Raw genomic sequence first — 14,037 nt, forward strand, 5'->3', positions numbered from 1 at the left:
CTCAGCCGCCTCTGGCTGAGGGCGCAGATTTTCTTTCCGTTTCGAGCCCTTTCCCTGAAAAAATGGAACAGCTCGTTAAGGTATTTCTCCGAAAATGGAGGCTCAGGACATACCGCGCTGTGAACGGCGCTAGAACAGGCAAGAAATCATGCCCGCTGCGCAGATAAATTGGACAAAAATCGGACTACTGCTCGCTGTGGGCACGTTTTCGGCTGTGGCCGTTCCGGCGATGTCCGGGGACTGGAACTCTCCCAACTTTTTCTCACCTCAACACGAACAAATAGGCGCAACAGACGAAAGCTTTAACCAGCCTGATGACAGCTTGGAGTTTTCCGCTGACAGGGACTATGGGCAACTTGTGCTGGGTGGAACCTACAGTCGCGGCAACGGCTCTTTGCTGTCTGGATTTGGAGCCACAGCCAGGACGGAGCAGGTGAGCCTGCGGGCTGGATATGATTTTGGCCACAGCCTTGGCTATATTTCTTTGGGGCACCAGCGGGAGCAGGCAGTTAGCGGCCAGGAAGAGACCAACACTTTGGGCATTGGCGTTCGGGTCTCCCTGAACCGTGCGCTGCAGTTGACCGGTGAATACCTGCATCACGCGCCGTTAGGTTCGGCAGCACATCAAGGCCAATCCCCCAGCCGGATTTCTATCGGAGCGGCGTTTCGTTTCTAGGGCCACGCCCCTAGACTTCCCCCTTGGCGGAGCAAATAAGACATGCTAGGAGATTTGGCATGACCAAAACCTGCACCCTGATTATTTGCTGCATTTCCTGCTGATTTCCTCAGCGGGCTGGTTTCTGTCGTTTTCTTCACCTTGACAAGTTGCTATGCCCGCGCTGCGCGCTCAGCCCATCCGTGTCCGTCCAAGGAGCTGTCATGATGACCTCGAACACCGTGATTAAACTGCACAATACCAAAACCCGTACAAAGTCGGAGTTTACCCCGATTGATGCGAACAATGTGCGGATGTATCTCTGCGGGCCCACGGTCTATGACCGGGCGCATCTGGGCAATGCACGGCCTGTGGTGGTGTTTGATGTGCTCTATCGGGTGCTGCGGCAGGTTTATGGCGCTGCGAATGTCACTTACGTGCGCAACTTCACTGATGTCGATGACAAGATCAACGCCACAGCTCTGGCGCGCAAAGAGGCAGGCGCCCCCGGAACCCTGGAACAGCTGGTTGCAGAGCGCACCGAAGAGACCATCGGCTGGTATCTGAACGACATGGGCAAGCTGGGCGCCCTGGAACCGGACCACATGCCGCGGGCGACGCAGTATATTGGCCAGATGGTTGCAATGATCGAGGATCTGATCGCCAAGGGCCATGCCTACGCGGCCGAGGGCCATGTGCTTTTTGCCGTAGACAGCTGGAAGCAACACTATGGCGCCCTGTCCGGGCGGTCAGTCGATGATATGATTGCCGGCGCCCGCGTCGAAGTGGCACCCTATAAGAAGAACCCGATGGATTTTGTCCTGTGGAAGCCCTCCACGGATGAGCTGCCGGGGTGGGACAGCCCCTGGGGGCGTGGCCGTCCAGGCTGGCATATTGAGTGCTCCGCCATGGCCCAGGAACTGCTGGGGGCGACGTTTGATATTCACGGCGGCGGCAATGATCTGATGTTTCCCCACCACGAGAACGAAATCGCCCAAAGCTGCTGCGCCAATGGCGATGACAGTTTTGCCCGCTACTGGCTGCACAATGAGATGCTGCAGGTCGAGGGCAAGAAGATGTCCAAATCCCTGGGCAACTTCTTTACTGTGCATGACTTGCTGGTCCAGGGCATTCCCGGCGAGGTGATACGGTTTGTGTTTTTGCAGACCCATTACCGGAAACCAATGGACTGGACTGAGAAAAAGGCAAAAGAGGCCGAGGCAACGCTGCGCAAGTGGCGTGCGCTGACAGCGGGCATCGAGCCCGCCGCCAACGCTGCTGCCGCAGTCCTGGACGCACTGGCTGATGATCTCAACACCGCCGGGGCTATTGCCGAGATGCACAAACTGGCCGCCGCAGGCGATGGGCCTGGATTGTTGGCATCGGCCCAGTTGATGGGACTTTTGAGTGACGCGCTCGGGGAATGGGCAGAGACGCCCGATTTCGACCTGTCGGCCTATGCGGCGCAGCTTCTGGAGGCACGGGAAGCCGCCATGCAGAGCAAGGACTTCTCGCAGGTCGACCGGTTGAAGGCTGCATTTGTTACGGCAGGGTTGGAAGTGCGGATGAGCAAGGCCGGTGTTGAACTGGTGCCCGGGCCGGGATTTGACGCGGCCAAACTGGAGGGGCTGTGATGCAGCGCGAACGGCTCTATCTTTACGACACCACCCTGCGCGATGGCCAGCAGACCCAGGGGGTGCAATTCTCCACTGCCGAAAAGAAGCAGATCACGCAGGCGCTGGATGATCTGGGGATTGATTACATCGAGGGCGGCTGGCCCGGTGCCAACCCCACCGACAGTGCGTTTTTTGACGAAGCGCCCAAGACCCGCGCCACCATGACCGCCTTTGGCATGACCAAACGGGCAGGGCGCTCAGCAGAGAATGACGATGTGCTGGCAGCGGTGATGAATGCCGGCACCTCGGCGGTTTGCCTGGTTGGTAAGTCGCATGATTACCATGTGACGGCAGCATTAGGCATTAGCCTGGAGGAAAACCTGGAAAATATCCGGGCCTCTGTGGCGCATTTGGTGAGCCAGAGGCGCGAGGCGCTTTATGATGCTGAGCATTTCTTTGATGGCTACAAGGCCAATCCTGAATACGCGCTGGCGGCGTGCCGCGCGGCGCTGGATGCAGGGGCGCGTTGGGTGGTCTTATGTGACACCAATGGCGGCGCCATGCCCAGTGAAGTGCGCCGTATCGTGGCCGAGGTCATAGCGGCAGGCATTCCCGGCGCAAGTCTTGGCATTCACACCCATAATGATACCGAAAATGCCGTGGCCTGTTCTCTGGCCGCGATTGAGGCCGGGGCACGCCAGGTACAGGGCACCCTGAACGGGTTGGGGGAACGCTGTGGCAATGCCAATCTGACCACCTTGATCCCGACCTTGCTGCTGAAACAACCCTATGCCGATCAGTTCGACATTGGCGTCAGTCGGCAGGCGCTTACCGGATTGACCAAGCTCAGCCGGATGTTAGACGACATCCTGAACCGGGTGCCAACGAAACAGGCGCCCTATGTCGGCGCCTCGGCCTTTGCTCATAAGGCTGGGTTGCACGCCAGCGCGATCCTCAAAGACCCAACCACCTATGAGCATATCGCCCCTGAGTTGGTCGGCAATGCGCGGATCATACCGATGTCAAACCAGGCCGGCCAGTCAAACCTGCGCAAACGCCTGATGGATGCCGGGCTGGAGGTTGCCAAGGGCGACCCGGCCCTGGCGCGTATTCTTGATCGCATCAAAGAGCGTGAGGCCGAGGGTTATTCCTATGATACGGCGCAGGCGTCGTTTGAGCTGCTGGCCCGGGAAGAACTGGGGCAGAGCACCGATTTCTTTGAGGTCAAGCGCTACAAAGTCACCGTGGAGCGTCGCAAGAACAAATATAATCGCATGATTAGCCTCTCGGAGGCTGTTGTGGTGGTCAAGGTTGATGGTGAAAAGCGTCTCTCTGTCAGCGAGTCGATGGATGAAACCGGCAGTGACCGGGGGCCGGTGAATGCACTGGCAAAGGCGCTGGCCAAGGATCTGGGGCGGTATTCGGCGATTATCAACGATATGCATCTGGTGGATTTCAAAGTGCGGATCACCCAGGGCGGTACCGAGGCTGTGACCCGTGTTATCATCGACAGCGAAGATGGGCAGGGGCGGCGTTGGTCCACTGTTGGCGTCAGCGCCAATATAATAGACGCCTCTTTTGAGGCTTTGCTGGATGCCATGCGGTGGAAACTGATGCGGGACAGCGGAGCGCTCAAGTGATCTCCCAGGCGCTAAAGTTTATCGCGATGTCTGCGGGTATCACCGCGCTTATCCCGCTTGGCCTGATCCTGTCACAGCCTGTTACACCCATTGAGCCTGCAGCGCCGACCCTGGATTTCACAAGCCTGCTGCAGGACAAACCTCAGGCTGAGGAGGCTCCCTCTACCGATCCAGAAACCATATATATGAGAGATGGTTACGGGCTTCAGGTAAGGTCCTATTCCAATGGGGATGGGCCACTGGTTGTCCTGGTGCACGGCTCTGGCTGGAATGGGTTGCAGTTTTCACATCTGGCACCGCAGCTCGCAGGAACCGTCCTGGTGCCGGATCTTCGAGGTCATGGAGCGCAGCCCGGCAGGCGGGGAGATGTCGACTATATCGGCCAGTTGGAGGATGATCTGGCGGATCTGATTACGGCTAGGGTTGGACTGGATCAAAAGGTCGTCCTGGTCGGCCATTCCTCAGGTGGTGGTCTGGTGGTGCGCTTTGCTGGCGGTGCACAGGGGGATCTGTTGGATGGCGCGGTGTTATTGGCGCCCTTTCTGCATCATAGCGCCCCCACCATGCGTGCCAATTCCGGCGGCTGGGCGCAGCCCTTGTTGCGCCGCATCATCGGCCTGTCGATGCTCAATGCGGTTGGCATCAAGGCCTGGAACCGCCTACCGGTCATTCAGTTCAATATGCCAGCGGAGGTTCTGCAGGGGCCACTGGGGCATCTGGCAACAACCAGCTACAGTTACCGGCTTAATCAATCCTACGCGCCCAGATCTGACTATCTGAGTGATATCAGGTCGCTACCGGAGTTTCTTCTGCTCGCTGGCGCGCAGGATGAAGCCTTTATCGCTGAGGCTTACCGCCCATTGATGGAGGCGGAAACAGACAAGGGAGCCTATCAGATCCTGGAAGATACAGGTCATCTAGATCTGGTTGATGAGCCACAAGCTTTGGCGGCAATTCGGGGGTATTTGGATGCATTTTGACGAAGACCTCTCCAGCTGTGCAGAGTTGGTCCAGCAGGGCGACCCAGACCGGTTTCTGGCAACCATGGCAGCCCCGGTTGCGGCGCGGCCGCTGCTGTTTGCGCTTTACGCGTTTAATCTTGAACTGGCGCGGGCCCCCTGGGCCAGTCAGGAAAGCATGATCGCCGAGATGCGGGTGCAATGGTGGCGTGATATTGGCGCTGAGATCGCCCAGGGCGGTGCGGTCCGACGCCACCATGTTGCCACCCCTCTGGGGCGGTTGCTGCGCGCGGGTCTGGCCACACATATTGAGCCCATGGCCGAGGCCCGCCGGTGGGATATCTATAAAGATCCCTTTGAAGATGAGGCGGGGTTTGACCACTATATTGACGCCACGTCTGGTGGGCTGATGTGGATGGCTGCGGCTTCCCTTGGTCCGGCGGACGAAGCCGTGGTGCGCAAATATGCCTATGGGGTAGGGATCGCCAACTGGTTCAGGGCCATTCCCGAGCTGGTGAGCCACAGCCGTATCCCGCTGCTGGATGGCACCCCAGAGGGGCTGCGCCAATTGGCCCGCAAAGGCCTGGAGCATATCCAGCAGGCGGAAAAACACCGCGCTCTTATTTCAAAAGACGCCGGCTGGGCGCTGTTGTCGGGCTGGCAGGCCAAAGCAATCTTAAAACAGGCGCTCTCCCAGCCAGACCGTATTGCCGAGGGCAGCCTGGGGCAAAGCGAATTTCGCCGCCGTGCGGGGCTGATGTGGCGGGCTGGACGTGGTCGGTGGTAGCTTAGATTTCGGCTGTATCTATCTAACTAAACGGAAAAAAAAGGCGCCACAATCGGGCGCCTTTTTGCTGTTTGAAACAGGCCTTGGAGATCAGGCCTCTTTGGGGCGCATGGCCAGCCACACCAGGGCGCCGCCTGCCAGAACCAGGAAGGGCGCCATCGCCATATTGACGGCATTCCAGCCTTCAACCGGATTACCACCAGAGCAGTTCATCAGGCCACCAGAGGCCAGAGAGGCCATGGTCACACCACCAAAGACAAGCAGGTCATTGAGCCCCTGCATCCGTCCGCGCTCTTCTGGCGTATGCGAGGCGGTCAGCATGGTGGTGGCGCCAATAAAGCCAAAGTTCCACCCCACGCCCAGCAGGATCAGGGCGATAAAGAAGTTTTCCAGTTCGACCCCCTGCAGCGCCACTGCGCCAGCACCTGCCAGGATCACCAAACCCGCAGCGACAATCTTATGGACGCCAAAGCGCGCAATCAGGTGGCCGGTAAAGAAGGAGGGCACATACATCGCCAGAACATGCAGGGACACAACATCCGCAGCGTTTCCTTCGGTGAAGCCACATCCCACAACCGCCAAGGGGGTTGAGGTCATCACCAGGTTCATCAGCGCGTAAGAGACCATGGAACATATCACCGCCACAGCAATTACCGGGGTTTTCAGCAACTCCATGCGGCTGCGCCCGACGGGCAGATCTTCGTGGGGGGCTTGTGGTTTGGGGATATTCAGAAACAAAAACAGCCCAGATCCCAACAGGTTGATGGCAATCACTGTCAAATATGTGCCGAAAAAGGGAATAACAAAGACCTGGCTTGTCGCCTTGACCAATTGTGGCCCCAGCAAAGCCGAAAGCAATCCGCCCGCCATGACATAAGAAATCGCCTTGGGCCGAAAACTCTCAGAGGCGGTATCTGCCGCAGCAAAGCGATAAAACCCATGGGCGCTCATGTAGACGCCGGTCAAAAGACTGCCCAGCAGGAAGACCGGAAAGGACCCGAGGTAGAGCCCATAGGCACCAACCACCCCGCCCAGAGCGCCAAACATCGCACCAGTAAAAAAGCCGGCGCGCCGTCCCCATTTTTGCATGATCGACGAAATGGGGGTCGCCGCAATCATAGATCCCGCAACAATCAAAGAGATCGGCAGGGTGGCAAAACAGGGATTGGAGGCCAGGGACTGGCCAGCAAGTCCGCCAATGATAAAAATCATCGGCATTTGTGAGCCGAGAATCGCCTGGGCCAATACCAGGATGGCGACGTTTTTCTTGGCGACGCTGTCGCTCGGGGTGGTCATGTGATCTGTCATATGGGATGCGTAGCGATCAATATTCAAAGGAACAAGCGGCAAGATCCTCTTTGGTACAATGTCGCAGGAAAAGAGAACGCTTTGAGGAGTTTGCGGTGACCCCATTTGTGACCAGCTGTGCGCCAGCGGCGGGCCGTATAATCATCACAGATGCCTGTGTGGACGAAGGCGCTGCCTGGCTTGCCAAACAGGATCCACGGTTTGCCATGGCTTTGGCCCAATGTGGCCCGCTGCCGCTGCGGCGCAAACCGGATGGCTTTGGGCAATTGCTTAGCGCCATCGTCAGCCAGCAGGTGAGTGTGGCCTCTGCCAATGCGATCTGGCAGCGTCTTATCGCGGCGCGCCTGACCACCCAGGCAGAGATCCTGGCGGCCACAGAGGATGATCTGCGTGCCGCCGGGTTAAGCCGGCAAAAAGTCAGGTACGCCTGTGCCTTGGCTCAGGAAGATATTGATTTTGATGCACTTCGTGACATGCCCACAGACAGGGTTATCAAGGCCCTGACACAGGTGACCGGCGTTGGGGTCTGGACCGCTGAAATTTATGCCATGTTTTCGTTGGGGAGGGCCGATGTCTTTGCTCCCGGCGATCTGGCTTTGCAGGAGGCGGCCAAAGCGCTGTTTGACCTGCCAGACCGGCCAAAGGAACGTGAACTCAGGCAGCTGGCCGAGGCCTGGTCCCCGTGGCGGTCGGTTGCGGCCCGCATCCTCTGGGCCTATTACCATATTGCAAAGGACAGGGAAGGGATCCGATGACTCGTGTACTAAAAGCTGAGCGCAGAGAGCCGCTCTCCGGGGTGACCCGGTCTATTGTGGTGTTTCTGCATGGCTACGGCGCCAATGGGGCGGATCTTTTGGGGCTGGCTGATCCGCTGGCCGAGCACCTGCCAGATACCCTGTTTGTGGCTCCTGACGCGCCAGAAAATTGTCCCGGTGCGCCAATGGGATACCAGTGGTTCCCGATCCCCTGGATCGATGGCTCCTCGGAAGAGGAAAGCATGCGGGGCATGAATGCCTCGATCGAGGATCTGAACGCCTTTCTGGATGCGCTGATGGTCGACGAAGATGTCCTGCCCGAACAGGTGGTGCTCTTTGGCTTTTCGCAGGGCACCATGATGAGCCTGCACGTGGGGCCGCGTCGCGAGGATGCTATTGCAGGGATCGTTGCCTTCTCGGGGCGCCTGCTGTCGCCTGACACGCTGAAAGACGAGGTGGTGAGCCGGATGCCGGTCATGTTGGTGCATGGCGATGCCGATGATGTGGTGCCGCCACAATCCCTACCAGAAGCCGCAGAAGCGCTGGATCAGGCCGGGTTCAAGGATGTCTTTGCCCATATCATGAAAGGCACCGGGCACGGGATCGCCCCGGATGGGCTGAGTGTTTCCCTGGCCTTTATGCGGGACAAGCTGGGCCTGTAAGTCACTGATATAATTAAGGTACAGGCGATAGGCCTGTACCTTTATATAGTTCAATTCGCCCAAACGAGCGCTGAAATCAAGGTTTCCGGGGGCGGTTTCCCCGGCTTGAGCGGGGCGTAGGATCCTTGCGGTCTTGCTTGTGTTTGGCTTCAGCCTTGCCCGGTATCTTAGCCTGTATCCTAGACTGTGCGTCAGTCTTTTGGGCCTTGGTATTTTTGGCCCTAGTCTTTTGCGCTCTGCGATTGGGCAGCTGCGATGGTTTTGCAGGCCCTGGAATGTTTGGCACTTCAAGATCTTCCCAAGCGCCCTGGGACAGCCCATCCAGCGTCCAGGCTCCGATGTTATAGCGAATAAGCCGCAGGGTGGGAAAGCCAACCGCAGCTGTCATGCGGCGGACCTGGCGGTTCTTGCCTTCCCGAAGGGTAAGGGAAACCCAGCTGGTCGGAATGGATTTGCGTGTGCGAATGGGGGGCGTCCGCGCCCAGAGCTGCGCAGGCTCCGCCATCAGATGCGCCTTGGCGGGCCGGGTTAATCCGTCCTTCAGCTCCACGCCTTTTTCCAGCGCCGACACTGCCGCAGAATCCATTTCGCCCTCGACCTGTACCCAATAGGTTTTGGCCATCTTGTGCTGTGGGTCGCTGATCCAGGCCTGCAAACGGCCGGTATCTGTCAGCAGCATCAAGCCTTCGCTGTCCCGGTCCAACCGCCCTGCGGCATAGACGCCGGGGCAGTCAATAAAGGCGCTGAGGGTTTGGCGCGTGCTGCCCTGGCTGCCGGTATCGGTGAACTGCGGCAGCACGTCATAGGGTTTGTTAAAGCGAATAAGGCGGGTCATGGGACGTGCATAGGCAGTGGTCCCTTGGCTTGCAAGTGGGCTTTGGCGGCTACGGCAATTCCCCGTCACGAGCCTGTCACAGAGGAATGCTAGCGAAGAAGCGAAATCTTGTAGCTGGCAAGGGCTTGTCAGACAAAAACCACGATATATAGTTGAACATATGCTGGGGCGGGTTCCCCGCTCTGGTGCCGGCAACCGGCAGACAGGGCGAGGAAGACGTAGCATCATGGATGGCGATTTCAGAACTGATTTTGTGAGGGACCCCAGCGCGTTGCGGCAGCATCCTGCACTGGTGCTGAACGCGGATTATCGGCCGCTGTCCTATTACCCACTGTCGCTGTGGAGCTGGCAAGACGCGGTCAAGGCGGCCTGGCTGGATCGGGTGGATATTCTGGCGGAATATGACGAGGTGGTGCATAGCCCCAGCACGCAGATCCGAATACCTTCGGTTGTGGTGCTGAAAGACTATGTGAAACCTCAAAAGCGCGTGGCCTTCACGCGCTTTAATTTATTTTTGCGCGACGAATTTTGCTGCCAATACTGTGGTGCCCGTGGTGATCTGACCTTTGACCATGTGGTTCCGCGGGCAGCTGGTGGGATAACAAGCTGGGAAAATGTCGTGGCAGCCTGTTCGCCGTGTAACTTAAAGAAAGGCTCCAAGCCCTTGCATATGCTTGGGATGTCACTGTGCAAAGCCCCCAGGCGCCCAGGTGCCGAGGATTTGCGCAATACTGGGCGAAAGTTCCCACCCAACCATCTGCACGACAGTTGGATGGATTTTCTCTATTGGGACACCGAGCTCGACGCCTGAGGTCGCCGGTTCAAAATGGCCACGTTGCAGGTCATCAGTCCGGCTGGCCCCAATGTCGTAAACTGGATGCAGTTTACGCGTCTGAGCGTTGCAGCATGCCAAACAGATCCCGTGGATCATCCGGGTCCGCTAACATATCAAGATCAATAAAGAATTCGGTGCCTTTGATGTGGTCGCGGATGTAACGCAGGGCACTGAAATCCTCGATTGCAAAACCGACGCTGTCGAACAGAGTGATCTGCTTGTCGTCGCGGCGTCCTTGTTTCTGACCGCTGATCACCTCCCAAAGCTCGGTGACGGCAAAATCCTCTGGCATCTGCTGGATTTCGCCCTCGATCCGGGTTTGCGGTGGGAATTCCACAAAGACATCAGACCGGTTCAAGATGCCGGCGGCCAATTCGGTCTTGCCGGGGCAGTCGCCGCCGATGGCATTGATATGCACCCCGGCGCCGATCATGTTGTCGGTCAGGATGGTGGCGTTTTGCTTGTCGGCGGTGCAGGTGGTCAGGATCTGTGCGCCTTCAATGGCTTCCTCGGGGGAGCTGCAGCGCACAACATTGAGACCAAAAGCCCCCAGGTTGCGGGCGCATTTTTCTGTTGCCGCCGGGTCCTTGTCAAACAAGCGCACGGTTTTCAGCCCGCAGATCGCCTTCATCGCCAGGGTTTGGAATTCAGACTGCGCTCCATTTCCGATCATCGCCATGGTGTCCGCGCCTTTTGGAGCCAGATACTTAGCCGCCATAACTGATGTCGCGGCGGTACGCAGCGCAGTGAGCATTGTCATCTCGGTGAAAAGCACCGGGTAGCCAGTGTAGACATCCGCCAACAACCCAAAGGCAGTTACGGTTTGCAGGCCTTCGCTGGTGTTTTTGGGATGGCCATTGACGTATTTGAACCCATAGGCCTCCCCATCAGAGGTGGGCATCAGTTCGATCACGCCGACATCTGAGTGGCTGGCAACACGTGGGGTTTTGTCGAACAATTCCCAACGCTTAAAGTCCGCTTCGACGTATTCGGCCAGATCGCGCAGCATGGTTTCAATGCCAATACTATGGACCAGGCGCATCATATTGTCGACGCTGACAAAGGGAACGAGAGCTTTATGTGAGGGCGTGGTCATGGGGTGGTCCTTTCGCGGGGGCTAAGGTGGATACCTGCCAACATGCAGCGCACCGAGCCTCCGGCTGTTTCGATGGTTGGAATGGAGAGGGGCAACAGGCTAGTGCTGCGCTCGATGATGCGGATTTGATCGGGGCGCAGGGCCTCCAGCGCACGGGAGGACAGGGCCAGCAGGGGCTTCGATCCCGTTAGCGCAAAGACATTACCGGCAAAGTTCCGGATCTGATCTTCCGTCAGGTCGATGACCTCATGGCCGGTTTCTGCCAGACGCGTGGCAATTTCCATGCGCCGGGTTGGATCGCTGATCATCGACAGGCAGATCATGGCAAAATCACTGCCAATGCCCATCAAAACATTGCTGTGATAAACTTCACGACCTGCTGCATCGCGGGCCTCAAAGGCCATGGGTTCATAGTTGAAATGGGTGCAAAACCGTTCCAGCAGCACTGGATCGGCCCGGTTTGATTTCACTGTATAGGCAACCCGGCCAACATGATCGAGCACCATGGCGCCGGTGCCCTCCAGCGCCAGCCCGTCTTCTTCCAGTCCAGAGAAATCAATGACATCCTGCACCCGGTAGCTGCGCTTTAGCGCCTCTATGACATCCCAACGCCGTTCCAGACGGCGATTTGGGGCATGCATCGGGTAGATGGCAATATGACCACCGGAATGGGTTGAGAACCAGTTGTTTGGAAATACGCTGTCAGGTGTCGTGGTGCCGGTGTCGTCAAAGACATGCACACGTACGCCTGCGTTTCGCAGGGTTTCCGCTGCGGTATCAAACTCTCGCAGCGCCTTCTTACGGGTGGATTCTGGGTCTCCGGCAGTGATCTGAAAGGCATTGTCCACCTGGGTGTCCGGGTTGGAACAAAAATTATGTGGCCGGATCATCACCACGGCGGCGGGGGCTTGCAGACTGTTCAAGTGAAGCTCCTGGTTGGCCGATCAAAGACACGGCGCCCGAGCGCAGAGGCGCAAAGGTCAACCATCAGATGGGCGGTGCGACCGCGTTCATCCAGAAACGGGTTCAGCTCTACCAGATCCAAAGAGGTCATCAGCCCGGAATCATGCAACATCTCGCAAACCAGATGGGCTTCGCGCACCGTTGCACCACCCGGAACCGTGGTGCCAACAGCTGGCGCCACCGAGGGGTCCAGGAAATCAACATCCAGCGAGACATGCAGCAACCCATTGGCCGCCGCGACCCGCTTGAGGAACTGCGCCAGCGGCCCGGCGATACCATTTTCATCTATGTCGCGCATATCATGGCGGTGGATAGCGCTGGCTTCCAGCGCCTGACGCTCAGCACTGTCGACAGAGCGCAGCCCAATCATACAGATGTTGTCCTGTGGCACCGGGTGGGCCACCTCGGGAAAGCCGTCAAACCCACTGCGCCCGGTGAAATAGCCGACCGGCGTGCCATGCAGGTTGCCGCTGTCAGAGCTCTGCGGCGTGTGAAAATCCGTATGGGCATCCAGCCACAAAACAAAAAGCGGGCGTCCAACCGAAGCGGCATAGGCTGCCACACCAGACACCGATCCCAGCGACAATGAATGATCGCCTCCAAGGAAGATCGGCAAACCGTCGGCCATAGTCTGTTCGGCGATCTCGGCCAGTGCTGAGGTCCAGCCAATTGTCTGATTGGGGGCAAAAACTGCGCCAGGTTCGGCATCGGGGGCATGTGGAGCAGGGGCGATATTGCCCAGGTCTGTCACTTGATGGCCAAGCCCGGACAGAGCTGCAGCCAGGCCCGCAGTTCGGTAGGCATCCGGCCCCATAAGGCAACCAGGTCGCCGTTTGCCGCTATCTACGGGGGCACCAACAAGGAAACAAGTCTTTTGCGTCACGGTAGAATTCTCCACGTCGAAATCAGTGAGATCTAAAAACCTCCGAAATGAGGTGATTGAAACCGATCAAATTGACCGATATGTTTCACTGACCAACAAAACGGAGCATTAAAGTGGATAAAACGGACGAAAGACTGATTGCAGCCTTGCGGCACAACGCCCGCGCCAGCCTGTCAGATCTTGCTTTGCAGCTGGATTTGTCCCGAACCACCGTGCGCGCTCGCATCGAGCGGCTGCAACTGCGTGGAGATGTACTTGGCTTTACGGTTGTTCTGAAAGAGGACGTGCTGCGCGATCCGGTGCGGGGATTGATGATGATCGGCATCGAAGGCCGCGGCGCCAGTCGCATCATTCGCCAGCTTCAAGGCCTGCCAGAGGTGCGTGCCATCCATACCACCAATGGACGCTGGGATCTGATTGTCGAACTGGGCACGGAAACACTGGAAACACTGGATGCCGCACTCGCAAAGATACGCACCTTTGACGGGGTGGTCAGCAGTGAAACAAATCTGCTTTTGGCAACCAAAAAAGACTCCTGAAACCAGACCTAGCGAACCGCGTGCCGCGAAGTGGTTCAGGGCTTGCTGCGCGCCGCCGCGATCCACAGGCCGGCCAGGGCGAAGGAAATAATGGCGTTCCAACTGGCCATTGACAGGCTGAACAGCTCCCATGGCACCTCATCGCAGCGCACCAGCGGCGCCCCCATGATCTGTTCCATCAACTGTTCGGGGGACAAACCTCCAATTGGGCTTGAGGTACAGGTTGTCGGTCCCTCCCAATAGCCGCGCTCAACCCCGGTATGGTAAACACCAATCCCGCCAGTAATCAGGGCGGCCAGGGCGCCAAGGTACAACAGCGCCGTAAGGCCTGCGCCAGGCAATAAAAGGGCCAGAATTCCGATGCCGACCGCTGCCACATGCGGGTAGCGCTGCCAGTAACACATCTTACAGGGCGCCATTTCACCAATGTATTGAAACCCCAGCGCTCCCAGCATCATTGCGGCTGAGCCCAAGGTGGCGGCAAGGATCAGAATTCGTCGCATA

General features: G+C 58.0%; 15 protein-coding genes. 9 read left to right on the forward strand and 6 right to left on the reverse strand.

All coding sequences use genetic code 11. The annotated features are described in order from the left end of the window. Nucleotides 1-148 precede the first annotated feature (148 nt). From N1037_11735 to N1037_11755, 5 genes are all read left to right on the forward strand, one after another. Nucleotides 149-676: a hypothetical protein gene (locus N1037_11735; protein ID UWS77961.1), complete on the forward strand. Its 528-nt coding sequence runs from the start codon at nt 149-151 to the stop codon at nt 674-676. 203 nt (nt 677-879) lie between these two features. Then, a complete protein-coding gene (gene cysS, locus N1037_11740) occupies nt 880-2,289 on the forward strand; it encodes a cysteine--tRNA ligase (GenBank protein UWS77962.1) in 1,410 nt (469 codons plus the stop codon). Next, nucleotides 2,289-3,911, forward strand: a complete 1,623-nt coding sequence (gene cimA / locus N1037_11745; protein UWS77963.1) for a citramalate synthase — start codon at nt 2,289-2,291, stop codon at nt 3,909-3,911. Before cysS ends, cimA begins: the two co-directional genes overlap by 1 nt. Continuing rightward, nucleotides 3,908-4,891 carry a lysophospholipase gene (locus tag N1037_11750; protein ID UWS77964.1) on the forward strand — a complete coding sequence of 328 codons (984 nt, stop codon included), beginning with the start codon at nt 3,908-3,910 and terminating at the stop codon, nt 4,889-4,891. The genes cimA and N1037_11750 overlap by 4 nt, the downstream gene beginning before the upstream one ends. Next, nucleotides 4,881-5,657 (forward strand): squalene/phytoene synthase family protein, encoded by a 777-nt coding sequence (locus tag N1037_11755; GenBank protein ID UWS77965.1) that lies wholly within the window; start codon nt 4,881-4,883, stop codon nt 5,655-5,657. The genes N1037_11750 and N1037_11755 overlap by 11 nt, the downstream gene beginning before the upstream one ends. A 90-nt stretch (nt 5,658-5,747) precedes the next feature. On the opposite strand, the gene N1037_11760 is transcribed toward N1037_11755, so the two are convergent. Next, entirely contained in the window at nt 5,748-6,965 is a 1,218-nt protein-coding gene (locus N1037_11760; protein ID UWS77966.1) for an MFS transporter, read from the reverse strand. Between the two features lie 95 nt (nt 6,966-7,060). On the opposite strand from N1037_11760, the gene N1037_11765 reads away from it, so the two are divergent. Continuing rightward, nucleotides 7,061-7,720 carry a DNA-3-methyladenine glycosylase 2 family protein gene (locus tag N1037_11765; protein UWS77967.1) on the forward strand — a complete coding sequence of 220 codons (660 nt, stop codon included), beginning with the start codon at nt 7,061-7,063 and terminating at the stop codon, nt 7,718-7,720. After that, complete coding sequence (locus N1037_11770; GenBank protein UWS77968.1) at nt 7,717-8,382, forward strand: alpha/beta fold hydrolase; 666 nt, start codon at nt 7,717-7,719, stop codon at nt 8,380-8,382. The genes N1037_11765 and N1037_11770 overlap by 4 nt, the downstream gene beginning before the upstream one ends. Nucleotides 8,383-8,458: 76 nt before the next feature. Here the strand turns inward: N1037_11770 and N1037_11775 are convergent, their stop codons facing one another. Next, the gene (locus tag N1037_11775) at nt 8,459-9,217 is read right to left on the reverse strand and encodes a pseudouridine synthase (protein ID UWS77969.1); all 759 of its coding nucleotides are present in this window, start codon (nt 9,215-9,217) and stop codon (nt 8,459-8,461) included. Nucleotides 9,218-9,443: 226 nt separating this feature from the next. Here N1037_11775 and N1037_11780 point away from each other — a divergent pair, with 226 nt between their 5' ends. Next, nucleotides 9,444-10,028 (forward strand): HNH endonuclease, encoded by a 585-nt coding sequence (locus N1037_11780; protein UWS77970.1) that lies wholly within the window; start codon nt 9,444-9,446, stop codon nt 10,026-10,028. 73 nt (nt 10,029-10,101) lie between these two features. Here the strand turns inward: N1037_11780 and N1037_11785 are convergent, their stop codons facing one another. From N1037_11785 to rocF, 3 genes are read right to left on the reverse strand one after another with little or no spacing between them, the layout of a single operon-like run. Continuing rightward, entirely contained in the window at nt 10,102-11,148 is a 1,047-nt protein-coding gene (locus tag N1037_11785) for an ornithine cyclodeaminase (protein UWS77971.1), read from the reverse strand. Then, nucleotides 11,145-12,071 carry an arginine deiminase-related protein gene (locus N1037_11790; protein ID UWS77972.1) on the reverse strand — a complete coding sequence of 309 codons (927 nt, stop codon included), beginning with the start codon at nt 12,069-12,071 and terminating at the stop codon, nt 11,145-11,147. The genes N1037_11785 and N1037_11790 overlap by 4 nt, the downstream gene beginning before the upstream one ends. Continuing rightward, entirely contained in the window at nt 12,068-12,994 is a 927-nt protein-coding gene (rocF, locus tag N1037_11795; protein ID UWS77973.1) for an arginase, read from the reverse strand. The genes N1037_11790 and rocF overlap by 4 nt, the downstream gene beginning before the upstream one ends. Before the next feature lie 113 nt (nt 12,995-13,107). Between rocF and N1037_11800 the strand changes: the two genes are divergently transcribed. Then, nucleotides 13,108-13,533: an Lrp/AsnC family transcriptional regulator gene (locus N1037_11800; GenBank protein UWS77974.1), complete on the forward strand. Its 426-nt coding sequence runs from the start codon at nt 13,108-13,110 to the stop codon at nt 13,531-13,533. A gap of 35 nt (nt 13,534-13,568) precedes the next feature. Here the strand turns inward: N1037_11800 and N1037_11805 are convergent, their stop codons facing one another. Continuing rightward, on the reverse strand, nt 13,569-14,036 hold the full coding sequence (locus tag N1037_11805; GenBank protein ID UWS77975.1) for a disulfide bond formation protein B: 468 nt from the start codon (nt 14,034-14,036) through the stop codon (nt 13,569-13,571). Nucleotide 14,037 lies beyond the last annotated feature (1 nt).

This window comes from Phaeobacter sp. G2 (assembly GCA_025163595.1).
Lineage (GTDB): Bacteria > Pseudomonadota > Alphaproteobacteria > Rhodobacterales > Rhodobacteraceae > Pseudophaeobacter.